The sequence below is a fragment of the Flavobacterium swingsii genome (assembly GCF_900111965.1).
Taxonomy (GTDB): Bacteria; Bacteroidota; Bacteroidia; order Flavobacteriales; family Flavobacteriaceae; genus Flavobacterium; species Flavobacterium swingsii.
Genome location: NZ_FOJT01000001.1, coordinates 140,542 through 166,381 on the forward strand (window position 1 = coordinate 140,542; position 25,840 = coordinate 166,381).

The 25,840-nt window shown below is 31.9% G+C and carries 21 protein-coding genes and 2 tRNA genes; 12 read left to right on the plus strand and 11 right to left on the minus strand.

Going from position 1 to position 25,840, the window contains the following annotated elements; translation table 11 throughout:
• Positions 1-7: 7 nt before the first annotated feature.
• Positions 8-874, minus strand: a complete 867-nt coding sequence (locus tag BM053_RS00670) for a DMT family transporter (protein ID WP_091473723.1) — start codon at positions 872-874, stop codon at positions 8-10.
• A 101-nt stretch (positions 875-975) separates the two neighbouring features.
• On the opposite strand from BM053_RS00670, the gene BM053_RS00675 reads away from it, so the two are divergent.
• The 4 genes from BM053_RS00675 to BM053_RS00690 all read left to right on the plus strand — a co-directional run bounded on the left by BM053_RS00675 (position 976) and on the right by BM053_RS00690 (position 4,017).
• Entirely contained in the window at positions 976-1,518 is a 543-nt protein-coding gene (locus BM053_RS00675) for a heavy-metal-associated domain-containing protein (RefSeq protein ID WP_091472853.1), read from the plus strand.
• Between the two features lie 87 nt (positions 1,519-1,605).
• Entirely contained in the window at positions 1,606-1,995 is a 390-nt protein-coding gene (gloA2, locus tag BM053_RS00680; RefSeq protein WP_091472855.1) for an SMU1112c/YaeR family gloxylase I-like metalloprotein, read from the plus strand.
• A 133-nt stretch (positions 1,996-2,128) separates the two neighbouring features.
• Positions 2,129-3,406, plus strand: a complete 1,278-nt coding sequence (locus BM053_RS00685) for a chloride channel protein (RefSeq protein ID WP_091472858.1) — start codon at positions 2,129-2,131, stop codon at positions 3,404-3,406.
• A gap of 8 nt (positions 3,407-3,414) precedes the next feature.
• Entirely contained in the window at positions 3,415-4,017 is a 603-nt protein-coding gene (locus BM053_RS00690) for an HPP family protein (protein WP_091472860.1), read from the plus strand.
• A 104-nt stretch (positions 4,018-4,121) separates the two neighbouring features.
• Here the strand turns inward: BM053_RS00690 and typA are convergent, their stop codons facing one another.
• From typA to proS, 5 genes are all read right to left on the minus strand, one after another.
• A complete protein-coding gene (gene typA / locus BM053_RS00695; protein ID WP_091472863.1) occupies positions 4,122-5,918 on the minus strand; it encodes a translational GTPase TypA in 1,797 nt (598 codons plus the stop codon).
• A gap of 177 nt (positions 5,919-6,095) precedes the next feature.
• Positions 6,096-6,347, minus strand: coding sequence for a 30S ribosomal protein S20 (rpsT, locus tag BM053_RS00700; protein WP_091472866.1), 252 nt, complete (start codon positions 6,345-6,347; stop codon positions 6,096-6,098).
• A 159-nt stretch (positions 6,348-6,506) separates the two neighbouring features.
• Positions 6,507-6,578, minus strand: a tRNA-Glu gene (locus BM053_RS00705).
• 29 nt (positions 6,579-6,607) lie between these two features.
• Positions 6,608-6,679: transfer RNA gene (locus tag BM053_RS00710), tRNA-Glu, on the minus strand.
• A gap of 92 nt (positions 6,680-6,771) precedes the next feature.
• Positions 6,772-8,250 carry a proline--tRNA ligase gene (gene proS, locus BM053_RS00715; RefSeq protein ID WP_091472869.1) on the minus strand — a complete coding sequence of 493 codons (1,479 nt, stop codon included), beginning with the start codon at positions 8,248-8,250 and terminating at the stop codon, positions 6,772-6,774.
• A gap of 103 nt (positions 8,251-8,353) precedes the next feature.
• Here proS and BM053_RS00720 point away from each other — a divergent pair, with 103 nt between their 5' ends.
• The 3 genes from BM053_RS00720 (at position 8,354) to rimO (ending at position 12,463) form a co-directional block, all read left to right on the plus strand.
• On the plus strand, positions 8,354-9,364 hold the full coding sequence (locus BM053_RS00720) for a hypothetical protein (protein WP_091472871.1): 1,011 nt from the start codon (positions 8,354-8,356) through the stop codon (positions 9,362-9,364).
• 71 nt (positions 9,365-9,435) lie between these two features.
• Positions 9,436-10,950 carry an OmpP1/FadL family transporter gene (locus BM053_RS00725; protein WP_091472874.1) on the plus strand — a complete coding sequence of 505 codons (1,515 nt, stop codon included), beginning with the start codon at positions 9,436-9,438 and terminating at the stop codon, positions 10,948-10,950.
• 211 nt (positions 10,951-11,161) lie between these two features.
• Positions 11,162-12,463: a 30S ribosomal protein S12 methylthiotransferase RimO gene (gene rimO, locus BM053_RS00730; RefSeq protein ID WP_091472877.1), complete on the plus strand. Its 1,302-nt coding sequence runs from the start codon at positions 11,162-11,164 to the stop codon at positions 12,461-12,463.
• A gap of 84 nt (positions 12,464-12,547) precedes the next feature.
• Here the strand turns inward: rimO and BM053_RS00735 are convergent, their stop codons facing one another.
• Positions 12,548-12,931 (minus strand): DUF1573 domain-containing protein, encoded by a 384-nt coding sequence (locus BM053_RS00735; protein ID WP_091472880.1) that lies wholly within the window; start codon positions 12,929-12,931, stop codon positions 12,548-12,550.
• Positions 12,932-13,106: 175 nt separating this feature from the next.
• Here BM053_RS00735 and BM053_RS00740 point away from each other — a divergent pair, with 175 nt between their 5' ends.
• Both BM053_RS00740 and BM053_RS00745 read left to right on the plus strand, forming a co-directional pair.
• Positions 13,107-14,366, plus strand: coding sequence for a sensor histidine kinase (locus tag BM053_RS00740; protein WP_167357260.1), 1,260 nt, complete (start codon positions 13,107-13,109; stop codon positions 14,364-14,366).
• The gene (locus tag BM053_RS00745) at positions 14,366-15,058 is read left to right on the plus strand and encodes a response regulator transcription factor (protein WP_091472883.1); all 693 of its coding nucleotides are present in this window, start codon (positions 14,366-14,368) and stop codon (positions 15,056-15,058) included. The genes BM053_RS00740 and BM053_RS00745 overlap by 1 nt, the downstream gene beginning before the upstream one ends.
• 144 nt (positions 15,059-15,202) lie before the next feature.
• Here the strand turns inward: BM053_RS00745 and BM053_RS00750 are convergent, their stop codons facing one another.
• From BM053_RS00750 to BM053_RS00765, 4 genes are all read right to left on the minus strand, one after another.
• Entirely contained in the window at positions 15,203-17,146 is a 1,944-nt protein-coding gene (locus BM053_RS00750) for a response regulator (protein ID WP_167357261.1), read from the minus strand.
• Between the two features lie 239 nt (positions 17,147-17,385).
• Positions 17,386-18,261 carry a hypothetical protein gene (locus BM053_RS00755; protein ID WP_091472891.1) on the minus strand — a complete coding sequence of 292 codons (876 nt, stop codon included), beginning with the start codon at positions 18,259-18,261 and terminating at the stop codon, positions 17,386-17,388.
• Positions 18,262-18,286: 25 nt separating this feature from the next.
• Positions 18,287-20,386, minus strand: a complete 2,100-nt coding sequence (locus tag BM053_RS00760) for an ATP-binding protein (RefSeq protein WP_091472894.1) — start codon at positions 20,384-20,386, stop codon at positions 18,287-18,289.
• Between the two features lie 120 nt (positions 20,387-20,506).
• Positions 20,507-22,714: a B12-binding domain-containing radical SAM protein gene (locus tag BM053_RS00765; protein WP_091472897.1), complete on the minus strand. Its 2,208-nt coding sequence runs from the start codon at positions 22,712-22,714 to the stop codon at positions 20,507-20,509.
• A 74-nt stretch (positions 22,715-22,788) separates the two neighbouring features.
• Here BM053_RS00765 and bshC point away from each other — a divergent pair, with 74 nt between their 5' ends.
• The 3 genes from bshC to BM053_RS00780 all read left to right on the plus strand — a co-directional run bounded on the left by bshC (position 22,789) and on the right by BM053_RS00780 (position 25,807).
• Positions 22,789-24,381: a bacillithiol biosynthesis cysteine-adding enzyme BshC gene (gene bshC, locus BM053_RS00770; protein WP_091472898.1), complete on the plus strand. Its 1,593-nt coding sequence runs from the start codon at positions 22,789-22,791 to the stop codon at positions 24,379-24,381.
• A 105-nt stretch (positions 24,382-24,486) separates the two neighbouring features.
• Positions 24,487-25,314: a formylglycine-generating enzyme family protein gene (locus tag BM053_RS00775; protein WP_091472901.1), complete on the plus strand. Its 828-nt coding sequence runs from the start codon at positions 24,487-24,489 to the stop codon at positions 25,312-25,314.
• A 73-nt stretch (positions 25,315-25,387) separates the two neighbouring features.
• Complete coding sequence (locus tag BM053_RS00780; RefSeq protein WP_091472904.1) at positions 25,388-25,807, plus strand: nucleoside-diphosphate kinase; 420 nt, start codon at positions 25,388-25,390, stop codon at positions 25,805-25,807.
• The last annotated feature ends 33 nt before the right edge of the window (positions 25,808-25,840 follow it).

Sequence of the window (25,840 nt, forward strand, 5' to 3'; positions counted from 1 at the left end):
TTTTATTCTACTTTTTAGTAGCCATATAAACGCCTACTAAAATTACAAAAGCACCCAAAAACTGCAACGCATTAAGCATTTCTCCGTCAAGAATTCCCCAACTCATAGCCACAATAGGGATAAAATAAGTTACTGACGAAGCCGTTAGCGGTGATGTGATTTGCACCAATTGAAAATATAAAATATTAGCAACTCCAGTACCAAGTACGCCAAGTATCATAATAAATAAAACCGAATGTTGCACACTTGTTTGCGTCATTACACTTGTAAATCCAGAACCAAACAAGATAATAATCGCAGGAATTAATAATACTGCAAAATTCCCAGTAGTAATGCTTAGCGGACTAACATCGGATAAATATTTCTTTATTAAATTTACGTTCAAAGCATAACAAATCGTAGCAATAACAACCAAAGTTGTACAAAAATAATTGCTCTGACCATGTGCCGAATTTCCATTAACAACTAATAACAAACAGCCGCTAAGTCCCAAAACAACACCTATTATTTGATTTCTTCTAAAAGAAAAACCAAAAGCCAACGCACCTAAAAGCATCGTGTATAATGGTGTTAAAGAATTTAAAATTCCGCTAACAGAACTTTTTATACCTGTTTGCGCATAAGCAAATAGGAAAACAGGGAAAAATGTACCTAAAAAAGCGGTTAAAATTATAAACCTCCATTTGTCGATCGGGATTTTGGCTAGACTTTTAAAACCGATAATAAGTAAAAAAGTTGCCGCAAAAATAATCCGCAACGAACCTAACTGATAAGGATTCAGAGCAACCAAACCTCTTTTTATCAATATAAATGAACTTCCCCAAATAAGCGAAAGCATTATTAGTAAAACCCATTTATTATCTTTAGTCAGCATAGTTTGATTTTGAATTCCCAAAATTCTGTTATTTTTATGAATATCAAATCGTTTTTTGCATATTTTTGTTAATCATAATTTTAACAACTAATTTTTGCACTATGAAAAACATTAAAATAACATTAGGAATATTAATTGCAACTGCTTCAATATTTGTGAGTTGTAAAAAAGAAACTACCGAAAACAAAACTGAAACAGCTTCGGTTTCTCCAGCAATTGCAAAAGCAGAAACGACAAGTTTTAATGTTGAAGGAATGACTTGCGCTATGGGTTGTGCAAAAACAATCGAAAATAAATTGACAAATCTTGATGGTGTGCAAAAAGCATCAGTCGATTTTGATAAAAAAACGGCGACAATACAATACGATGCAACGATACAAACTCCAGAAAAATTAGTTGAAACTGTAGAGGCTGTTGCCGATGGTAAAACGTATAAAGTTTCGAACGTAAAATCATCTGCAGATAAAGCTATGTTGTATCAAGAAAATCCAACTCAAGAGAAACCTAAAAAAGTTAGAAAATCTAAAAAAGCAAATTTAGAAGCTAATGCTGAAATGGCAGCTCCAGTTGTTACCGAGAAAAAAGCTGGATGTTGTGCTGCAAAAAAAGCATGTTCTTCTGCTGAGAAGCCAGCGACTTTATAATGGTCTAAAAACCATATTTAAAAAACAACAACTCACAAAATAGAGTTGTTGTTTTTTTTTAGAATTGAACCTAATATTTAGAATAACATGCTTCGCCTAAACAAAGTACATCATATTGCTATCATTTGTTCTGATTATGAAAAATCGAAAGTTTTTTATACAGAAATTTTAGGAATGACAATTATTCAGGAAATTTACCGCAAGGAAAGACAGTCTTACAAACTCGATTTGGCTTTGAATGGATTTTATACCATTGAACTTTTTTCTTTTCCAAATCCGCCACAACGTCTATCAAGACCCGAAGCTACTGGATTACGTCATTTGGCTTTTGAAGTGGATAGTTTAGAACAAACTATTCAATTTTTATCTTCTAAAAATATCTCTTTCGAATCTATCCGAATTGATGAAATAACGAATAAAAAATTTACTTTCATTACCGATCCAGATCATTCTCCTATTGAATTTTACGAAAAATAAAGCTTTTCAATCGCTAATAATTGCATTATTCTTAAAGGAATCATAAAACTTTATTATTACATCTAGTTTCCATTCAAGTTTGAGTTTCTTTCTTTAAGTTTGTAATACACGGATAAAAGTAAACATTTCTCAGATGAACAAAACTGCTCGAATTAAGAAAAATTATCATTTAATAAAGTACCGAAAACTTGCCGTTGTTTCTCTCTTAATTGGTTTTTTAAGTGCTTTTCTTGCTATTTCTTTAAAACGACTAACGGAACATTATGAAGAAATTTTCTTCCACAAGGCTTCAATTAACTGGTTTTTAATGATTGTTTTTCCTGTCTTTGGATTATCGGTAATTTATTTTTTAAGACATTATTTATTTCAGAAAAAAGAGAATAAAGGCATCAAAGAAATTTTTGATACTACAGCACAACGCAAAAATAGTTTGCCTATTTATAAAATTCCATCTCACTTTATCAACGGATTAATTACAGTCGTTTTTGGAGGTTCGACAGGAATAGAAGTTTCTACTGTAATTGCTTCGGCAACAATAGGATCGGTCGCACAAGAGAAGGATAATTTATTCAACAGACACAAAACAGATCTCATTTGCGCGGGTGTTGCTGCTGGAATTACAGCACTTTTTTTTAGTCCGTTTGCAGGAATATTATTTGCTTGGGAAGTTATTTCGAAAAAAATCACCAAAACATTTCTTTTTTCTTGTACCATCGCCGTGGCAATATCATTGGGTTTTATTTATCTTTTAGACGAAAAACCTCTTTTTGCAGTAAAAATTACTGGTTGGCATTTGCATGCAATTCCCTATTTTATTTTGTTGGGAATTATTGCTGGAATGAATTCTGTTTATCTTACCAAATGTGTTCTTTTATTCAAAAGGCATTTTTCTAAAATTAAGAAACACAGGAACCGAATCATAATTGGTTCTATTATTCTGAGTAGTTCGTTATTGTTACTTCCGCAATTGTATGGCGAAGGATATCATGAGATTAAGGAAAATATTTTGCTTTCAAATGATTTGACGTTAACCGTATCATTAGCTATCTCTTTTATTGCAATTATAATCTTTAAACCTATCGCAACCTCAGCAACTTTGGCTGCTGGCGGCGACGGAGGTGTTTTTGCGCCGAGCATATTTATAGGCGGATTTATCGGGCTTTTATTAGCAATCTGTTTAAATACTTTTTTTGGTGCCAATGTAATTCCTCTAAACTTTATGATTTTAGGAATGGGGGCTATGCTGAGTGCTAGTATTCACGCTCCTTTTACTGCAATCTTTCTAACCTGTGGTCTTATTAATGATTATTCGCTATTTATACCGATTTTTATCGTTTGCATCGTCGCAAAATATACGGCAAAAATGATATATCCACATACCGTTTACACTTATGCTGCGGCTACTAAATAATTAAAAAAATGCCAGTTCAAAAAATAAAACGCAACTACCGAAAAGCAAAATATATTCTATATAAAGAAACTTTAGTAGATTATAAAGAGCATTTTTGGGCATTTTTTGGTTCGTTTGTGGGCATTGGAATTATTGCTTATTTACAATCTCAAACCTTACCACATTCAGATGTAGTGTATTTGATTGGTTCTTTCGGAGCATCGAGCGTATTGGTTTATGGAGTTATTCAAAGTCCTTTGGCACAGCCTAGAAACCTTATTGGTGGTCATCTTGTTTCGGCGATTATTGGAGTTACGGTTCAGCAATTTGTACCTGATATTATTTGGATAACTGCGCCACTTGCTGTTTCGCTTTCTATCGTTTTGATGCAAGTGACTAAAACATTGCATCCACCGGGCGGAGCAACTGCTTTGATAGCAGTAACTGGTTCTGCAGAAATTAAAAATCTTGACTTTTGGTATGTTCTTTCACCTGTTTTGAGTGGTGTATTAATTTTATTTGTTGTTGCTTTAATTTTCAACAATATCACTTCAAACCGACAATATCCAAATCAAAATCATAAAAAATTTCATAAAATTAGAAATCGAATAAAAAATTCATTTAAAAAATAATTGATTTATAAATATGTCTTCGCTCAGACTGACAACGTAAACCAAACTCCATAAAAAAAGCCATTCGTAAAGAATGGCTTTTTTATTTATATAAATAAAATCAATTAGATTTTAAATCTTTTTCTATCAGTTTCTGTCAAATGGATTTTTCTCAAACGAATAGATTTTGGTGTACACTCAACATATTCATCTTTTTGAATGTATTCTAAAGCTTCTTCCAAAGAGAAAATAATTGGTGGAATGATTCTTGCTTTTTCATCATTTCCAGATGAACGAACGTTAGATTGTTTTTTCTCTTTAGTTACGTTTACACACATATCATCACCACGAGAGTTTTCTCCAATTACCTGACCTTCATAGATCTCAGCATTTGGCTCAACGAAGAATTTACCACGATCTTGTAATTTATCGATAGAATAAGGAATAGCTTTTCCTTTTTCCATAGAAATTAATGAACCTTTGTTACGTCCAGAAATTTCTCCTTTGTAAGGCTCATATCCTATAAAACGGTGTGCCATAATAGCCTCACCAGCTGTAGCAGTAAGTAATTGGTTACGCAATCCAATAATTCCACGTGATGGAATATTAAATTTGATAATCATACGCTCACCTTTGGTTTCCATAGAAAGCATTTCTCCTTTACGTAAAGTAACAAACTCTACCGCTCTACCTGAAAGAGTTTCTGGTAAATCGATTGTTAGCTCTTCAATAGGCTCACATTTTTTACCATCAATTTCTTTGATAATAACTTGTGGCTGACCGATTTGTAACTCATACCCTTCTCTTCTCATGGTTTCAATAAGAACAGACAAGTGAAGTACACCACGACCAAAAACCATAAACTTATCAGCAGAATCAGTTTCACCCAATTTCATTGCTAAGTTTTTCTCTAATTCTTTTGTCAAACGATCTCTAATATGACGAGAAGTTACAAATTTACCCTCTTTACCAAAGAAAGGAGAATCATTAATTGTAAACAACATGCTCATTGTTGGCTCATCGATAGCAATAGAAGCTAATCCTTCTGGATTTTCAAAATCAGCAATAGTGTCACCAATTTCAAAACCTTCAACACCAACAATTGCACAAATGTCTCCAGCAATAACTTGTTCTACTTTTTTACGTCCAAGACCTTCAAAAGTGTGTAATTCTTTAATTTTAGATTTAGATACAGTACCATCTCTTTTTACTAATGAAATTGGCATACCTTCTTTCAAAACACCTCTTTCTAAACGTCCAATCGCGATACGACCTGTAAAGGCTGAGAAATCTAAAGAGGTAATCAACATTTGCGGTGTTCCTTCAGAAACTTTAGGAGCTGGTACATTTTCGATAACCATATCTAATAATGCTTCTACATTATCCGTTACGTTTTCCCAATGATCAGACATCCAGTTGTTTTTAGCCGAACCATAAACTGCTGGAAAATCCAACTGCCATTCTTCAGCACCTAATTCGAACATTAAGTCGAAAACTTTTTCGTGAACTTCTTCAGGAGTACAGTTTTCTTTATCTACTTTATTGATAACTACGCAAGGTTTTAGACCTAAATCTAAAGCTTTTTGCAATACAAAACGTGTTTGTGGCATTGGTCCTTCAAAAGCATCTACAAGCAGACAAACTCCGTCAGCCATATTCAATACTCTTTCTACTTCTCCACCAAAATCGGCGTGACCAGGAGTATCGATAATATTAATTTTTGTTCCTTTGTAAATAACAGAAACGTTTTTAGATGTAATTGTAATTCCTCTTTCACGCTCTAAGTCGTTGTTGTCTAGAATTAAATCACCTGTGTTTTCGTTATCACGAAATAGTTGACAGTGATACATGATTTTATCAACCAAAGTAGTTTTACCGTGATCGACGTGAGCAATAATTGCAATGTTTCTAATAGATTCCATCTGTGTTTTTTTGTGGGTGCAAAAGTACATAAAAAAATACATAAATCATAGTATTCTTTTATCTCTTTAATTTTGAAGTGGATAAGTTAACGTTTTACTTACATTAACCGAAAATTAAAATCATAAAAAAAGCCCCTAAAAAAGGGGCTTTTTTTTAAAATTTGAACACAGATAGTATTACAAAGATGAAACGAATCTAGTTAATTTAGATTTTAAGTTTGATGCTTTGTTATCGTGTATAATGTTTTTCTTAGCTAATTTATCAATCATAGAGATTACGTTTGATAATTTTGCAGAAGCATCAGCCTTCACAGTTGACAATCTTAATGCTTTGATTGCATTACGAGTTGTTTTGTGTTGGTATCTGTTTAACACTCTTTTCTTTTCGTTGCTTCTAATTCTTTTTAAAGCTGACTTATGATTTGCCATTTTCTTTGATTTTTTTAATTGTAATAATTATTTATAAACTATCAGTTAAAAAAGAAAAACCTCCCACAATCATTTAAACGACCACTTTGGTTTTAACTAATAAAATAAAAACTCGAGACACCAAGTTTGAATTTTACAAAACTTATTTACAACTAATTGTAGCCCGTAGGGGAATCGAACCCCTCTTACATGGATGAAAACCATGCGTCCTAACCGATAGACGAACGGGCCTTAGACTTTTGTAACCTCAATAATTTATGTAGCCCGTAGGGGAATCGAACCCCTCTTACATGGATGAAAACCATGCGTCCTAACCGATAGACGAACGGGCCATTGCATTATTTTGTAATGCGAGTGCAAAAATACAACTATTTTTTATTCTCGCAATAGTCAAATAACATTTTTTGCAATATTTTATTTTATTTTAATAAGCTTTTGCAAAAAGTACTCTTCCAGTAGAAGGTTTTCCAGTAAACATACAGCTTCCCGATTCCTCTTTTCTATCCAATGCGATACAACGAATTGTTGCTTTTGTTAGTTCTTTTATTTTCTCTTCTGTTTCTGGTGTTCCGTCCCAATGAGCTGAAATAAATCCACCTTTATTCTCAAGAATTGCTTTAAATTCTTCAAAATCAGAAACTTCAGTAATATGTGTATCTCTATAATTTAATGCTTTGTTGAATAAATCACTTTGAATTTGCTCTAACAAGTCACTTATGTATCTTGCTATGCCATCAGCCGATTTTACTTCTTTTGTTAAAGTATCACGACGAGCAATCTCGAAAGTTCCATTCTCTAAATCTTTTGGACCAATAGCAATTCTAACAGGAACTCCTTTCAATTCCCATTCTGCAAATTTGAATCCTGGTTTTTGAGTGGTTCTGTTATCAAATTTAACTGAAATATTTAGTTTTTTGAATTGTGCAACTAAATCATTGGCAACAGCCGAAATCTTTTCGAACTCTTCATCAGTTTTAAAAATTGGCACAATTACCACTTGAATTGGCGCTAAATTTGGAGGCAAAACCAATCCGTTATCGTCAGAATGTGTCATGACTAATGCACCCATCAAACGTGTAGAAACTCCCCAAGAAGTTCCCCAAACATATTCTTGTTTTCCTTCGGCATTTGCGAATTTTACATCAAAAGCCTTAGCAAAATTTTGACCTAAAAAGTGGGAAGTTCCCGCTTGTAAAGCTTTCCCATCTTGCATTAAAGCTTCAATACAATACGTTTCTTCGGCTCCAGCAAAACGTTCTGTTTCGGTTTTTAGACCTTTAATAACTGGTATTGCCATAAAGTTTTGAGCAAAATCGGCATAAACTTGCATCATTTTTTCAGATTCTTCAATAGCTTCTTCTCTGGTTGCATGAGCAGTATGCCCTTCTTGCCAAAGAAATTCGGCAGTACGAAGAAATAATCTGGTACGCATTTCCCAACGCACTACGTTTGCCCATTGGTTTATTAATAACGGTAAATCTCTATAGGATTGAATCCAACCTTTGTAAGTGCTCCAAATAATCGCTTCAGAAGTAGGACGAACAATCAATTCTTCTTCTAATTTTGCATTAGGATCGACCATTAGCTTTCCCGGTTTGTCAGGATCATTTTTTAATCTGTAATGTGTAACAATGGCACATTCTTTTGCAAATCCTTCTGCATTTTTTTCTTCAGCTTCAAACATACTCTTTGGCACAAAAAGCGGAAAATAAGCATTACTGTGTCCTGTTTCTTTAAACATTCTGTCTAATTCTGCTTGCATTTTTTCCCAAATTGCATAACCATATGGCTTGATAACCATACAACCTCTAACTCCTGAATTTTCAGCTAAATCAGCCTTTACAACCAGTTCGTTATACCATTTTGAATAATCTTCTGCTCTTGTAGTTAAGTTCTTGCTCATTTTGAATAGTTTGGCACAAATGTTGTACCTATGTTAAAAAATAAAATAGTTCGACAAAACTAACTATTTTTGTTATGTCCAACAATAAAAAACCTGATAGATTATGAAAACTTATTATTTTATAACAAAAAATTCATTCCTTAAATCCATTGTTGGATTATTAAGTCTGACCGCTATATCTTGTGGTTCCTACCAAAATAAATCATATTATGACAATGATGGAATATATGGTGGAGAAAAACAAAAACCAACTACAGAAAGCACAGAACAAGCGCCTAAAACGGTTGAAGTAAACAAATACAAAGATTATTTTGGCTCGAATGCTAATAATTATAGTACCGAGCAAACTGAAGTTCTTACCGATGTAGAAAATTATTCGAGCGATAATAACAATGAAAGTTCTAATTCCGAAAGTTATTCTAGTTGGGAAAATAGTAATGATCATATTACTATAAATGTGTACGATAATTATTGGGGAAATAACAATTACGGATATTGGAATAACTACTGGGGATATAGCCCATGGAGAAGCGGTATTTATCTAGGTTGGAACTCATGGAATTCTGGTTGGTACAATCCTTACTGGGGCTATTATGGTTCTAGTTGGGGCTGGAATAATCCGTATTATGGCGGATATTATGGTTACAATAACTACTATGGCTACAACAATTATAATTATTACGGAAACAATTATACCTACAGTAACGGAAGAAGAGGGAGTTTATACACAGACAGATATGGAAACAATGGCGGACGAAACTACACCTCAAACAGAAGAAATAGCACATCAGTTTCTCCTCGTAATAGCGGAGGAATAGATAATCCTAGAACAAATATTTCTCAACCTAGAAGAGAGCCGAGAACTGGGAACCATTCTGGAAATTACAACGAACCTAGAACAAATAATAATACGCCTAGACCAAGAACTGAATCTCCTAGAAACGAATCGTCTCCTAGAAGTAATAACAATGTTAGTCCAAGAAGCGAAAATCCAAGAACTTACCAATCTCCAAGAAGTGAAAGCCCAAGAAGCTACGATTCACCTCGTTCTTCTTCCTCATCAGGAAGTAGCGGAAGTTCTTCTGGTGGTGGACGCTCAGGCGGAAGAAGGTAAAAACGATTTACACAACCAATGTATCTATTTATAAATGCATTGGTTTTTTATTGACATTAAAAATAAAATACATGAAAAAGTATATTTCTCTTTTTGCAATCACACTTTGTTTTTCTACAATGCAAGCGCAAGAGGTTTCCGATGCTTACAGATACGCTCAAGATAACATTAACGGAACGGCTCGTTTTAGAGCAATGAGTGGTGCTTTTGGCGCATTGGGTGGCGATTTGTCTGCGATAAATGTAAACCCTGCTGGTTCGGTAGTTTTTGCTAACAATCAAATAAGCGTTACAGCAAGTAATCTTAATACAAAAAACAAGTCTAATTATTTTGGAAAACAAACTTACGAGAGCAACAATTCACTCGATTTAAACCAAGCGGGAGCGGTTTTTGTTTTTGAAAATAATCGCGAAAATAATGATTGGAGAAAATTCTCTATTGCAATAAATTACGAAAACGCAAATAATTTTGACAACTCATCATTCTCTGCAGGAACAAGCAATAACTCTATTGACAATTATTTTTTAAATAATGCTAATGGATTAAAACTAAGCATTGTTGACGGGTCTGAATATGATTATAGCGAGCTAACTTTTCAGGAGCAACAGGCGTATTTAGGATATACAGCTTATATTATTGACCCTGTTGATCCACTAAACCCAAACAACACTGCTTATGCTTCGTTAGTTGCTCCTGGCGGAAATTATCACCAAACAAATACTACAGAAGCTACTGGCTATAATGGCAAAGTAACTTTTAATGGCGCAACACAATATAAAGATATATTAATGTTAGGTATAAATCTAAATACTCATTTTATAGATTACAAACGTTCTAATCGATTTACCGAAAGCAATAACAATAACACTTCAGCAGTTAATGATTATGTAAACAAAATTGCTTTCAATAATGATTTGTACACGTATGGTTCGGGATTTTCTCTACAATTAGGCGCTATACTGAAACCTATAAAAGAACTTAGACTTGGTTTAGCATACCAATCCCCTACTTGGTATAAGTTAAATGATGAACTTCAGCAAAGTCTTTCTGCAGTGAGCGGAAACACTACTGGTAATTTACCAGATGACGTTGCTGATCCTAATGTTACAGTTATTTATCCAGCTTATAAATTACAAACGCCTAGTAAACTTACTGGTAGTTTTGCTTATGTTTTTGGAAAAAGAGGATTACTTAGTTTTGATTATAGTTTAAGGAACTATGGCAATTTAGAATTTAGTCCTAAAAAAGACGAATATTTTCAGTCATTAAATAATGATATAGCTTCAAGTACTAAAGGAACAACTTCTGAATATAGAATTGGTGGTGAATACAAAATAAATCAGTTTAGCCTTCGCGGTGGTTATCATTTTGAAGAAAGTCCGTACAAAAACGGAACTACCATTGGCGATTTAACTGGTTATTCTGGTGGAATTGGTTATAATTTTGGAAATACAAAACTAGATTTAGCGTATTCAACTTCGAAAAGAGATGCTAACCAACAGTTTTTCTCTCAAGGTTTGACTGATGCTGCAAGAATAAATACTGCAAGGAATAATCTAACATTAACATTGGCTTTTGAATTGTAAATTTTTAAAAAACAAATTTGATAAAACCGTCTTGTCCTAAAAACGAGACGGTTTATTTTTTTTTAGCCCTGATAGAAGTGGAAATCCTTGTCTCGTTTTTTTTTTAAACGAGACAAGATTGCAACGGATAGCAGGAAATAGCTCCTAAAAATAAAAAAACGTAGCAATACAAGAAATAAAAGCGTAATTTTGCACTCCAAAATTTAAGTATATGAGAACCAAATCGTTAAAGAAAAATAAAATCAATGTAATCACTCTTGGGTGTTCTAAAAACGTGTATGACAGCGAAGTGCTTATGGGGCAACTCAAAGCGAGCGGAAAAGACGTGGTGCACGAAGAAGAAGGAAATATTGTGGTGATAAATACTTGTGGATTTATAGATAATGCCAAAGCAGAATCTGTGAATACAATTTTGGAATATGCTGACAAAAAAGAACGTGGATTAGTTGATAAAGTATTCGTAACCGGATGTTTATCTGAACGTTACAGACCTGATTTAGAGAAAGAAATCCCGAATGTAGACCAATATTTTGGTACTACCGAGTTGCCTGCTTTATTGAAGGCTTTGGGTGCTGATTACAGACATGAATTATTAGGAGAAAGATTGACTACTACTCCTAAAAACTATGCTTACTTAAAGATTTCTGAGGGCTGCGACAGACCTTGTAGCTTTTGTGCTATTCCGCTTATGCGTGGAAAAAATGTGTCGCAAACTATCGAAAAACTAGTAAAAGAAGCCGAAGGTTTGGCAAAAAATGGAGTAAAAGAATTGATTCTTATTGCTCAAGATTTGACTTATTATGGTTTAGATTTATACAAAAAACGTGCGTTAGGCGAATTGCTAGAAGCGTTGGTTAAGGTAGAAGGCATCGAATGGATTCGTTTGCACTACGCCTTCCCTACTGGTTTCCCGATGGATGTTCTTGAAATTATGAAACGTGAACCAAAGATTTGTAATTATATCGATATTCCGTTGCAACACATTTCTGATTCTATTTTGAAATCGATGAAACGTGGAACTACAAGAGAAAAAACGACAAAATTATTAAAAGATTTCCGTGCTGCTGTTCCCGGAATGGCAATACGAACTACACTGATAGTTGGTTATCCTGGCGAAACAGAAGAAGATTTCGAGATTCTGAAAGAATTTGTTCAGGAAATGAAATTTGACCGAATGGGTTGTTTTGCTTATTCTCACGAGGAAAATACAAGTGCTTACGAATTAGTTGATGATGTTCCGGACGAAGTAAAACAAGCGCGTTCGTTAGAAATTATGGATTTACAATCGCAAATTTCTTGGGATTTGAACCAAGAAAAACTAGGACAAACTTTCCGTTGTATTATTGACAGAAAAGAAGGTGGACATTTCGTAGGAAGAACCGAGTTTGACAGTCCTGATGTAGATAACGAAGTACTTATAGATGCTACAAAACATTATGTAAAAACTGGCGAATTTGTAAATATAAAAATCATTGAAGCTACTGAGTTCGATTTATATGGCGAACCAGCGTAAACATTTTAGAATTCAAATTTTAGATATAGAAAACTCCGAAAACACATTATGTTTCGGAGTTTTTTTATCACCTAAATTTAGAATTTAACCCTGAATTGCAGCAGTTTTTACAGTTCCTTTCAACGTTAAAACTTTTGGGCTTGCATCTGCATTTGTGGTTACAGTTACCGTTTTTGTAAACGGACCAACATTTGCTGCATTATAAGTTGCTGTTACAACACCTGATTTACCTGCTTTTATAGCTTCTTTTGTATATTCGGTAGCAGTACAGCCACAAGAACCTTGTACATTTGTAATAATCACATCGGTTTTTCCTGTGTTTTTAAATTCGAAAATAATAGCTTTTGGTTTGCCTTGTGGAATTTCACCAACATCAATACTTTCGCTTTTCCAAGTAATTGCAGAAACGGTTGCAAATGACATTAATCCTAATGTTAATGCCAAAAATGAAGTTTTAATAGTGTTCATAATTTTAAAATTTAATTGATTAATAAATTGGTTTGTCAAATTTGATAATCCAAAAGTAGCCCAAGAAAAGCTTACCTCTTGTTAACCAATTTCAAATGTTTGTTAATGACTTGTTAACAGTAATTTTGAATCTATTTTTTAAGTAAATTTGAAAAGATAAAAATGCAACCCACAATTGAAAACAAACAAATTAAATACCGTTATAGTTCTTGGACTTATTGCTACTATTGGAATTCTTATAGCGCAATTGTTGTGGACAAAACAAGCATTTACGCTCGAAGAAAAGAAATTTTCGCAAAAAGTACATATCGCTTTGCTAGAAGTTGTAAAGCACTTGTATGAAGGCACAAATCATGAATTACCTGTTGAAAATCCCATCAAAAAAATAGCAAATGATTATTATGTTGTAAATGTTGATAATGATTTTCAGGCAGAAATTTTAGAGTTTTACCTGAAATCTGAATTTAAAAAAGCAAACCTCAACACCGATTTCGAATATGCGATGTACAATTGCCAAAGTGACGAAATGGTGTATGGAAATTATGTTTCGGCAACTAATAAAACCCCAAAAAATGTTTCTATTTATTTCCCAAAACACAAAAATCTGATTTACTATTTTTCGATTCGTTTTCCAAGTGAAACATCTTATCTATTTAATTCTTTGCGATTTTGGTTCATATTATCGATAGCATTAATCGTAGTTTTGTTGGTTTATGTTTATTCTATTTACACAATTATTCAGCAAAAAAAATATTCTGAATTGCAACGTGATTTCATCAATAATATGACACACGAGTTTAAAACGCCATTATCGTCTATACTGATTGCTTCCAATTATTTGAAGCAACAAGAGAACATTAAAACCGATGAAAAACTAGAAAAATATACTCAAATTATCATTAACCAAAGTAATAAACTAAATAATCATATCGGGAAAATTTTGAATATCGCAAAATGGGACAATATTCCTATGACGTTAGAAAAACAAAAACTAGAACTTATACCAATTATTAATGAAGTTATTGAAAATATAAAACTAAAATATGAAACTGCTGATATTAAAATAAAAACAATTTTACCATCTGTTTTTATTTATGCTGATGAGTTTCATTTCTCTAATTTAGTTTATAATATTATTGAAAATGCAATAAAATATTCTGATGACAAACCTGAAATTACTGTACAAATTTCTATGACAAAAACCCATTTACTATTACAATTTATTGATAATGGAACTGGAATTTCAGAAAAAAACATACCTTTTGTTTTTGATAAATTTTATCGAATTCCGAGCAAAAAAAGTCATGAAATAAACGGTTTTGGTCTAGGATTATATTATGTAAAAAAAGTTTGTACTTTGCACGAGTGGAAGGTGTTTATAAAAAACAATACTGAAAAAGGAATCACAATTTCAGTACAAATGCAACCCGTATAATGGCTAATTTTAAAATACTTTATACCGAAGACGACGAAACTTTAGCTTTTTTGACCAAAGATAATTTGGAACAAAACGACTATACAATCACGCATTGTAATGACGGGCAAATCGCTTTAGAAACCTTCAAGAACAATACTTTCGACATTTGTATCTTAGATATTATGATGCCAAAAATTGATGGATTTGAGTTGGCAACAGCCATTAGAAAATCTAATTCTGATATTCCCATTATATTTCTTTCGGCAAAAACGCTGAAGGAAGATCGTATAAAAGGATTAAAATTAGGAGCCGATGATTATCTGGTAAAACCGTTTAGTATTGAAGAATTATTACTAAAAATTGAAATTTTCTTAAAACGTTCTCAAAAAAATAATTTCGAAGAAAAAAGCTTTTACACTGTTGGCAAATACCAGTTTGACTCTAAAAACTATGTGATTTTTAATGAAAATGAAAAAATAAAACTAACAGAAAGAGAATCTGAACTTCTAAAACTATTTTTAGACAATAAGAATGTGGTTTTAAAACGGGAAGAAATCCTAAAATCCCTTTGGGGCGACGATGATTATTTTATGGGACGAAGTCTTGATGTTTTTATTTCTCGTTTGCGAAAAATATTGGTAAATGAAAACGGGATTTCTATCGAAAACTTACACGGAATCGGGTTTCGATTTAGTGTAGTAGAATTTTAAAATATTGAAGACTCTATTTTTCTGTTCCACAGAGATTCATTCACAAAGTCTTTTTCATTATATTTTCTTTTAAATTATTTTTGTGTGTCTTTGTGAAACCTTTGCGCATCTTCGTGAAATAACTTACCTAAATTAGAAATTATGTTATAACGGAAATGATAATTTTTCTATCATCTGATAAAGCAAGTCTTTTTTTATAGGTTTAGATATATATCCTGAAAATCCACTTTTGAAAATCTTTTCTACTTCATCGCTCGACGTAAAAGCAGTTTGGGCAATAACAGGCAACTTGGGTCTCATTTTTTTTATGATTTCAAAAGCTTGATGACCAGAAAGCTTTGGCATCTTTATATCCATCAATATCAAATCGATATCGTTATTGTTTGATATGATTTCGACCGCTTTTTCACCATCTTCGGCACGAATTATTTTGTAGTTTTTTGTTTTTAAAATTTTTTCAATTAGTAAAAAATTAAAATTATCATCCTCGGCAACTAAAATGGTTGTTACTGATTCATTTTTTGGTAAATATTCATCAAAAACATTTTCGTTTTGTGGCGCATCATTTTTATCTAATATTAATGGAATCGAGAATTTAAATGTCGAGCTTACTCCAAACTCCGATTCTAACGAAATTTGTCCGCCCAATGATTCTATATACGCTTTTGTTAATGTAAGTCCCAACCCTAATCCTCCACCTCTTATAGAGTGGTCATTTTCGATTTTTATAAATCTTTTAAATATTTTTTCGTAACTATCTTTCTCTATTCCTATTCCCGAATCGATAACATAAAAGCTAATCATTGATGATTGAGAATCTATATCGTAAAATAAAACTATACTTCCTTTATCGGTAAATTTTACAGCATTAGACAGCAAATTTGTTAGTATTTGTACTAATTTTGGTTTGTCGGTTATTATTTTTTTAGACAATCCGTTTTTAGATTTTTCTATTTTAATTTCCAATTGTTGGTTTTTGGGAATGGTTTTTTTAATTTCATTTACTACATTTTGCACGCACTCGTCTAAATCGAAATCGGTATATCTCGTTTCTATCTGATTGGCATCAATTTTTGACATTTCTACCAAATCATCAATGATTGAAACTAAATTTTTTCCGCTTTTATTAATTATTTTTCTGTATTCGATTTCTTCAGCTTTCGAAATATCTTCACTATCTAACAAATCCGAAAAGCCCAAAATGGCATTCATTGGTGTTCTTATTTCGTGAGAAAGATTGGTTAAAAAAGCTGTTTTTAGCTTATCACTTTCTTCTGCTTTTTGTTTAGATTTTTGAAGTTGTCGTTTTTGATTCTGATTCTCTTCAAAAAGTTTTCCTATATATCTGAATTCTCCTTTAATATTTTTAAGCGAATTTATAGCGCCTTCATCTCCATTTTCCAGTACTTTTTTTATTAATTTTATAGGTTTTTTTGCCCATTTTACAGCGTAATAGTGAAATATAAAAAGTGATATTAAAAAAGCGAAAACAAAAATTAATAAGATGTTTTTTGTAATCCTAAAATCGACTTTATAAATCCTATTAAACAATAATTTTGCTACAGTTTTTCCATTATAATCTTTTAGTTCGATTAAGCTATAAACTAGTTTGTCTTCTATTTTGTCTTTATCATCATGAAAATTAATATTAGAACTGCTTATTTTTTCTAGATTCACAAAATAGTTATCATCTAACAATCTAATCATAAAAAAATAACCTGCTGGTGGATACTTATTTTTAAACGGATCATCAGATGGTTGTACCGTAGCACCATAAACTTCGGCAATTCCTTCAGGAATTTTCATGTAAAATTTATCTATTTTTTTCTCATACAGCTTAGTGAGAACTTCTTTTGGGATTATGTCTTTAGACTTAATTTTAGTGTCCGAAACGCTAGTAATAAAAACTCCTTTGTCATTATAAACAGAAAGATAATCTATTTTGTGAGTGTCTAAAATATTTGCTACCGAACGATTAAACCAACTTAAATCTCTTGTTTTTGTAAAATTTACAAACTCGTCCCAATAAGTAATATCGCTAATTACGGATATGTATGATTCCGCATTTAGGTCATTTAGTGACTTCATTTCGTTTCTATACTGTGCAACAAAATTGTTATAAATTTGTTTTTCCTGTCTTAATGTGTAATAATAAAGTGAGAAAAAAAGTATCGAAAACCCAATGGTTACAATAAATAGAACGAATACAACTTTAGAATAAGTTGTTACAAGTCGTCGTTTGTTGTTAAATTTTACTATCATAATTAACTAATAATCATAAATATAACTAAATTCAGTTAGATATTTAACATGATAAATGATAAATTTTATTGATAATTAAGTTTTATTCCTAAAGCAATAAAATTTCTGCCAAATTGCTCTGTATTCTCTATTGAAGCATTATAAATATAATTCAGGGAAATGGGAAATAAAAAATGCTCATTTAATTCTAATTCGTGAGTCGCTTTTATTCCTAAATTTATAAATGAAGGTTTGTTGTAATCGCCTGCAGAATAATATTGCGCCTGATTGTTTAGCACTGCTCCTATTGCTGGTTCTATATTGATATTTTGAAATGTTTTTTTAGATACTTTTTCAAAAATATTTTCGAAAGAATAACCCACTTCAATATAGGTTGTGAAATTTTGTTTTGGATTGTTTCCGTAACTATCATACTTAAAATCATTTCCTACAAGAAGAGTACTAATTGTCGCTTTGACTGGTTTCCATATGTCTGAAAAATCGAAAAGTAAATTGGCATCAACACTTTGCACACCATCATTTCCGTAGTTAAAGTAATTATTGCTTACGCCATCAACTTTCCTGACAGTTGGCCAATAATAATCGTAAACCTGAATTTTTAGGTATTTATTTATCTCGTAAGTCAGGCTTAAATCTATTTCCTGATAACTATTTGTAATTGACCCATCTGGAAAATAATACTCTTTTTGAAAATTTGTACTTGCCCAAAAACCAAAAGTCAGTCTTTTAGTTATTTCATAATTTATTGCCGGCTGAACAGTTATATTATTTCCGCCGTAAGATTGTCCTCGCCAAATGTAACGACTTACAACCTCTAACGATGCATCCCATTTTTGTTCTTTTTCTTGCAAAATAGTATCCAATACAACATTACTTTCTTGCGAAAAACAATCGAATGAAAATAATAGTAAATTAGCTATAAAAAATATTTTTTTTGTCATTTACATTTTTGACTTTTAAATTAATTTACGCTAATGTTTCTGCAATAATTTGAAATAATTTTTCTTTGTTTATTGGTTTAGTAATATAGTTTACAAAACCAGCTTGTTTCATTTTTTCTTGATCTTCAGAAGAAGAATAAGCGGTTTGCGCAATGATTGGAAGCTCTGGGCTAAATACTTTTATTTTGGCTAAAGCTTCGTAACCACTTAAAATAGGCATTTTTATATCCATCAGAACTAAATCGATATTTTTATTATCCCTACAAATAGATACTGCTTCTTGCCCGTTTTTTGCCCTTATTATTTTGTAGTTTTTTAGTTGCATGATTTTTTCGAGTAATAAAAAATTAATATTATCATCTTCAGCTACTAAAATTGTTTCGTTTCCGTTTGTTTCTTCGACAAATTGTTGGATTATTGGCAATGGAATATTTGATTCTTTTTTGTCGAAAACAAGTGGTATTGTAAATAAAAATCTAGATCCTACACCAACTTTAGATTGAAGTGAAATTGTTCCTCCTAACATTTCGATATAGGCTTTAGAAATTGCCAACCCTAATCCCAGACCACCCACTTTTATTGCATAATCACCATCGATTCTTCTAAATCGATCAAAAATTATTTCCTGATGTGCATCATCAATTCCTAATCCTGTATCATTTATTGTAAATGAGATTGTCGAATTTTCGATGTTTGCTTCATATCCAAAAGTAACAAATCCTTCTTCGGTAAATTTGATTGCATTTGTAATTAAGTTTATTATAATTTGTTTTAGTTTAATTTCATCTGTTAATATTCTATTTGCAATTGGGTTTTCAGCTTTAATTAACTCAAAATCGATTGTTTTTCCTTTAGGAATTGTAATTTTTATTTGATTATACAATTCGTTCAAACAAGATTCTAGATTTATACTGGTATAATTTGGCGTAATCTGTTTGGCATCAATCTTAGACATTTCGACCAAATCATCTATTATAGAAACCAGATTACTACCACTTTGTGTAATTACTCCTAAGTATTCTAGTCGTTCTTGATCGCTTAGATTTTTATTATTTAGCAAATCCGAAAACCCAACAATGGCATTCATTGGTGTTCTTATTTCGTGCGACAAGTTGGTTAAAAATGCCGATTTTAAGTTATCACTTTCCTCTGCTTTTTGCTTAGAAAATTCGAGCTGTTGTTTTTGTTTTATATTTTCTTCAAACATATTTCCTATATGTCCAAATTCGGTCGAGCTACTTTTTAATAATTTAACTGCTTTTTTGTTTCCTGTTTCTAGAACTCGAGTAATTAATTTTAGTGGTTCATGAATCCATTTTTTTGTAAAATAAAAGCGCAAAAACATACCTATTAAAAAGGCTACAAAAATGATATAAAGTATATTTTTTGTAGACCCGAAATCGACTTTTAAATTTCGTTTGAAACTTAGTTTTCCGATAGCATTCCCCTTCCAATCTAATAAATTAGTGGTTTTTATTATCGAATTATTATCGATAACAGTATCATTTACAGCTAAAAAACTAATTTCTGAACTGCTTATTTTTTCTAGTTTATTAAAATAGACATCGTCTAAAACCCGAACCATAAAAAAATATCCCGAAGGTTTTGTTTTGTTTTTTAACGGATCGTTTGATGGGTGAATTGTAGCCCCATAAACTTCGACCATTCCTTGAGGTAGCTTAATATAAAATTTTAATAATTTGTCTTTATATAATTTTGGAAAAACTTCTTTAGGTATAAAATTATCTAATTTTACTTTATCTGTAGAAGCTTTCATAACAGGATTGGTCTGCAAATCATACGCCACAAGATAATCGACCTTATAAACGCTAAGCGATGCTGCTATTGATGATTCGAACCATTTTTCGTCTTTCGTTTGAATAAAATTTACCAGTTCGTCCCAATAAGTAATATCGGTTATGGTAGATATATTAGATTCGGAATTAAGAATCAATAAGGAGTTTACCTCATTCTCAAACTGCTCTTTCGATGATTTATAAATTTGCTTTTCTTGTTGTAAAGTATAATAATATAAAGAAAAAAACAAAAGTGAAAAAGCTATACTATATATAACATTAGACCATACAATTTTTTTATAAGTAGAAATATTATTGAATTTTGTCATACAAAGAATACAGTTTGGGGAAATAAACAGTATAAATTTAATCAAAAAAAGTAATAAATTAACATTTATTAAATTAATTTATTGAAAAATAAAACAATCACTTACAGAATTCACTTTATTTTAAGAAAGGACTAAAAGCCCGAAATTTCTTAATGTGTTTATGGGTTTCGAGTACCAAAATAATTCGAAATCGTCAAAATTATTTTCGAAATCGGTTTTTAATACTGAAAAAATATTTGTTTTATCATTATGTACCGAAATGGTTTCTAAAGTTTTAAGCAACCAATCTCCTTTTTCTTTTTCAATATCAATTTCGAAAGTTTCTTTTTTGTCATGAAAAATCATTTTTATCATTTCCCAAGAGTTTCCTTTTTTAGATTTGGTAAAAACTTCTGTAAATGGCTTTCCTCCTATCCAAACTATTTTTGCCGATGGTTTTATATTAAAACTTTCTTCTTTTTGAAGTGAATTGTATATAAAATCTGGTTTTACAGTTGTTTTCGGAATCTTAAAATCGAACCAATCCTGCAAAGTATAATCGAAACAAATTCCATGCATATAATTGAACAAAGATTTCTTTAACCCGAAACTAAACTGGTCATGATTTATTCCTGTTTTGTCGGCAAACTGAATGTCGTTATTAGCAAAAGTGATTTCATTCGTTTGTGGAATTACACCAAATTCGTCAGGAAACATTCCTACTGGAGAATGTGCTGTCATAGCAAATTGATGCCAAAAACCCGATTGCAAAACACCCAATTCGAACAACTGACGAACCATTTCTAGACTATCTACCGTTTCCTGAATAGTTTGCGTAGGATAACCATACATGAGGTAAGCGTGCACCATAACTCCCGCTTCGGTAAAGTTGCGAGTTACTTGAGCTACTTGCTCGACAGTTACCCCTTTTTTTATGAGTTCTAACAACCTATCGGAAGCGACTTCTAGCCCGCCAGAAACGGCGATACAACCTGATGCTTTTAGTAAAACACATAAATCTTGGGAGAAACTTTTCTCAAAGCGAATGTTTGTCCACCAAGTAACAACGAGTTTTCTTTTAATGATTTCTAAGGCTAATTCACGCATTAAGGCTGGCGGTGCGGCCTCATCTACAAAATGAAAACCATTTTCACCAGTTTGTGCTATGAGTTCTTCCATTCTGTCTACTAATGTTTTAGCAAGAATGGGCTCGTAAACTTTTATATAATCTAAAGAAATATCGCAAAAAGTACATTTTCCCCAGTAACAGCCGTGCGCCATGGTGAGTTTATTCCATCGGCCGTCGCTCCACAAACTATGCATCGGATTGGCAATTTCTATAACCGAAATGTATTTATCTAGCAATAAATCCGAATAATCTGGTGTACCAACTTCGCTTTGTTTGTAGTCTTTTTGAAGCGTATTATTTTTGTACGCAACTTGATTGTTTTCTAATAAAAATGTTCGTTTAAATTCGTTTGAAATTGTTAATTGCTTCGCCAGTTCGCTATTGCTCGTGTGTAAATTATCAACTATCAATTGAATAGGTAATTCTCCGTCATCAAGTGTTATAAAATCGAAGAATTCAAATACTCGAACATCTGTCAAAGAACGTAATTCAGTATTTGGGAAACCGCCACCCATCGATATTTTTATCTCTGGAAAATGACTTTTAATAAACTGTGCACAACGAAAAGCACTGTACAAATTTCCTGGAAATGGAACTGAAATACAAACTAATTTGGGTTGTACAACTTCAATTTTTTCTTTTAATATTTTTAAAGTAATCGCATCGATATAAGTTGGTTCCTTTTGCAAATGCGAGTACAAATCATCGAAAGAATTTGCGCTTCGCCCCAAACGTTCGGCATAACGACTGAATCCGAAATTCTCATCGATACATTCGACAATAAAATCTGATAAATCCTCAAGATATAATGTCGCCAAATGCTTGGCTTTGTCTTGCATTCCCATCGACCCAAAAGCCCATTCCATATCGTCTAATTGCTCAAACCTAAAGGCTTCTGGCAAGAAATCTCCTGAACAAATTTGCCTTGCTAAGGTTGGATTATTTCCTTGCAAAAATGCAATAACAGAATCGATGGTTTTTATATATTCGTCTTTCAAGGCAAATATTCGTTGAATATTTGGAGAATCTGACTGGCTACTTTTAGCAAACAAATCTTCTAATCCTTTTTTAGAAAACAATTCGAGAATGACTTCGATTCCCAAATCCATCTGAAAAGCCGAAATGTTTTTGGTGTTCAAAAAACCTTTTATATATGCCGTTGCTGGATACGGTGTATTCAGTTGTGTAAAAGGCGGTGTGATGAGAAGAAGGTCTTTCAAAAGAAATATTTTTGTAAAGGTAATTTTTATTTATTGGAAACTGAAATTTGAGTATTTTTACAAAAAAATAAATTATGCCAACTGACTGTATTAGCTATCAAAAATCGGGATATTTTTCTAAATTAATCACAGATTATTTAGATAAAAAACCAGAATTAGAGCAGTTGTACAATCATTTTCCTACTATTGAAAATTTTGAAAATCAAGTTGAAGAAAAAGGAAAAAATTTCAATAGCAATGAAAAAAGAGAAGTTTTAGTTGATATCTTAGAAAATCAATACTCAAAAATTGAGATTTCAGAATTAACAAAACAAAATATTACTCTTCTAAAAGACACTAAAACCTTTACAATCACTACTGGTCATCAGCTCAATTTGTTTACTGGTCCGCTGTATTTTTTATATAAAATTATTTCCACCATCAATTTATGTAAGGAATTAAAAATTAACTACCCAAAATATAATTTTGTCCCTATTTATTGGATGGCGACTGAAGATCATGATTTTGAAGAAATAAACCACTTTAATTTTAAAGATAAAAAATTCAGATGGAATAAGGAATCTAAAGGTCCTGTTGGAAGATTATCTATTGAAGATTTAACGACTTTCTTTGATGTTTTTAAAACCGAATTGGGTTCTAGTAACAATGCTGAATATCTAAAAAAACTATTTTCTTATAGTTATTTGCAACATTCAAATTTAGCTGATGCAACCAGGTTTTTAGCCAACGAATTGTTTGGAGAATATGGTTTGGTGATTTTAGATGGAGATTCGGCAGCATTAAAAAAACAATTTACACCTTATGTAAAAGACGAATTATTATATCAAAATTCGAACAAAAAAGTTCTGGAGAGCATTGCTAAACTTAAAGATTATTCGATTCAGGTAAATCCTAGAGAAATAAATCTTTTTTATATCGAAGATAATCTCAGGGAACGTATTATTCATGAAAATGGAAACTTTAAAGTAAATAATACAACTATTGAATTTTCTGAAATCGAAATATTAAATTTAGTAGAAACAAATCCAGAAAAATTTAGCCCAAACGTTATTTTACGTCCTTTATATCAGGAAGTTATTTTGCCTAATTTAGCTTATATTGGTGGCGGTGGCGAGATTGCTTATTGGTTAGAGCTAAAAGCGATGTTCGATTTTCATAAGGTAACTTTCCCAATATTATTGGTTCGAAATTCGGTGGTTTTAATTAATGAAAAGCAAGAAACAAAAAGAGCTAAACTTGATATTAGTTGGGAAGAATTATTCTTGAAACAACAAACATTAGTTGATACCAAAACAAAACAGTTTTCTGAAATTAACATTAATTTTTCTGAGCAAAAAGCACATCTCAAAAAACAATTTGAAGCTTTACACAAAATCGCATTAAAAACCGACAAATCATTTTCTGGTGCTGTAAATGCTCAAGAGAAAAAACAAATAAAAGGTTTAGAAAATCTTGAAAAAAGATTGCTAAAAGCGGAAAAAAAAGCACACACTTCACAATTAGAAAGAATCGTTCAACTACAAAACGAATTGTTTCCCAATGAAAGTTTACAAGAACGAAAATCTAATTTCTCAGAGTTTTATTTAGAAACGGGAAATTCTCTCATCGCAGAGCTAATAAAAGAACTAAAACCGCTTTCAGAATGCTTTTCAACGGTTAAAATCTGAGTTTCGTCGATTTTAATGTCATATTAACGGAAAAAGATTGTTTTTACTGAAAATAACTCTATTTTTGCACTCCGAATTTACAATTTAATAATAATTTAATAATTTATGAGCAAAAAATACTTACTTACAGGAATATCAATTTTAACCATTTTTCTTACTTCTTACGGACAATCTAAAAACCTAGTTATTCAAATGGTTAAAGTGGAAGGTGGAAAATTTCTAATGGGTTCTCCAGACGAAAATAAAATTGCCGAAAACGATGAGCAAAAACAGCACGAAGTTACTGTAGGGAATTTTGAAATAAATAAACTAGAAGTTTCTGTTTGGGAATGGAAACAATATTGTAAAAAAACAAAAAAGAAAATGCCAGCCAAACAAGTTTGGGGAATAAATGACAATTATCCTATTACAAATATTACTTGGAACGAAGCTATTGCTTATTGTAACTGGTTGAGTAAACAAGACGGATACAAACCTGCCTATACTGTTGTAGGTCCTAATATTATATGTGATTTTACCGCAAACGGATACAGACTACCGACTGAAGCGGAATGGGAATATGCTGCAAAAGGCGGAAAAAAATCTAAGAACAACATCTTTTCTGGTTCTAATATTTCTAATGATATTGCATGGCAACAAAACAATAGCGATAAAAAACCACATGCTGTAGGAACAAAACTAGCTAATGAATTGGGGATTTATGACATGAGCGGAAACGTTTGGGAATGGTGCTATGACTGGTACAACAAAGATTATTACAAAAGTGAAGATGGAAACAACCCAACTGGACCAATAAGAGGTGAAAAAAAATCGGTTCGTGGTGGTTCTTGGGATAGTAAAGAAAGTTACTTGAGAACTAGTAATAGAATTAGTACAACACCGAACAGAACTTATGAATTTTACGGATTTAGATTGGCGAGAACCGCAAACTAAAATATATTATACAAAGTAGCCTACAAATTTTACAAAAAAAGACTACTTTTGCACCAAATTTAAAAAAATAAAAATGGCAACGAATAGAACATTCACAATGATTAAGCCTGATGGTGTTGAAAACGGACACATCGGAGGAATAGTAAACATGATAACTGAAGCTGGTTTCAAAATTGTATCAATGAAATTGACTCAATTGACTATAGCTGATGCTCAAAAATTTTATGCAGTACACGCTGCTAGACCATTTTATGGTGAATTAGTTGAATTTATGTCAAGAGGTCCAATTGTTGCTGCTATTTTAGAAAAAGAAAATGCAATCGAAGATTTTAGAACATTAATTGGTGCTACAAATCCTGCTGATGCTGCCGAAGGAACTATCCGTAAAAAATACGCTACTTCTATTGGAGAAAATGCTGTTCACGGTTCAGATAGCGACGAAAATGCTGCTATTGAAGGTGCTTTTCACTTTGCTGGAAGAGAACAATTCTAATATTAGAAATAGAATAAAATAAAAAATCCCATT

Bases quoted from the DNA above. Each gene is read 5' to 3' on its own strand.
- BM053_RS00670 (WP_091473723.1), bottom strand. From the start codon at position 874: ATGCTGACTAAAGATAATAAATGGGTTTTACTAATAATGCTTTCGCTT.
- BM053_RS00675 (WP_091472853.1), top strand. From the start codon at position 976: ATGAAAAACATTAAAATAACATTAGGAATATTAATTGCAACTGCTTCA.
- gloA2 (WP_091472855.1), top strand. From the start codon at position 1,606: ATGCTTCGCCTAAACAAAGTACATCATATTGCTATCATTTGTTCTGAT.
- BM053_RS00685 (WP_091472858.1), top strand. From the start codon at position 2,129: ATGAACAAAACTGCTCGAATTAAGAAAAATTATCATTTAATAAAGTAC.
- BM053_RS00690 (WP_091472860.1), top strand. From the start codon at position 3,415: ATGCCAGTTCAAAAAATAAAACGCAACTACCGAAAAGCAAAATATATT.
- typA (WP_091472863.1), bottom strand. From the start codon at position 5,918: ATGGAATCTATTAGAAACATTGCAATTATTGCTCACGTCGATCACGGT.
- rpsT (WP_091472866.1), bottom strand. From the start codon at position 6,347: ATGGCAAATCATAAGTCAGCTTTAAAAAGAATTAGAAGCAACGAAAAG.
- proS (WP_091472869.1), bottom strand. From the start codon at position 8,250: ATGAGCAAGAACTTAACTACAAGAGCAGAAGATTATTCAAAATGGTAT.
- BM053_RS00720 (WP_091472871.1), top strand. From the start codon at position 8,354: ATGAAAACTTATTATTTTATAACAAAAAATTCATTCCTTAAATCCATT.
- BM053_RS00725 (WP_091472874.1), top strand. From the start codon at position 9,436: ATGAAAAAGTATATTTCTCTTTTTGCAATCACACTTTGTTTTTCTACA.
- rimO (WP_091472877.1), top strand. From the start codon at position 11,162: ATGAGAACCAAATCGTTAAAGAAAAATAAAATCAATGTAATCACTCTT.
- BM053_RS00735 (WP_091472880.1), bottom strand. From the start codon at position 12,931: ATGAACACTATTAAAACTTCATTTTTGGCATTAACATTAGGATTAATG.
- BM053_RS00745 (WP_091472883.1), top strand. From the start codon at position 14,366: ATGGCTAATTTTAAAATACTTTATACCGAAGACGACGAAACTTTAGCT.
- BM053_RS00750 (WP_167357261.1), bottom strand. From the start codon at position 17,146: ATGAAGTCACTAAATGACCTAAATGCGGAATCATACATATCCGTAATT.
- BM053_RS00755 (WP_091472891.1), bottom strand. From the start codon at position 18,261: ATGACAAAAAAAATATTTTTTATAGCTAATTTACTATTATTTTCATTC.
- BM053_RS00760 (WP_091472894.1), bottom strand. From the start codon at position 20,386: ATGACAAAATTCAATAATATTTCTACTTATAAAAAAATTGTATGGTCT.
- bshC (WP_091472898.1), top strand. From the start codon at position 22,789: ATGCCAACTGACTGTATTAGCTATCAAAAATCGGGATATTTTTCTAAA.
- BM053_RS00775 (WP_091472901.1), top strand. From the start codon at position 24,487: ATGAGCAAAAAATACTTACTTACAGGAATATCAATTTTAACCATTTTT.
- BM053_RS00780 (WP_091472904.1), top strand. From the start codon at position 25,388: ATGGCAACGAATAGAACATTCACAATGATTAAGCCTGATGGTGTTGAA.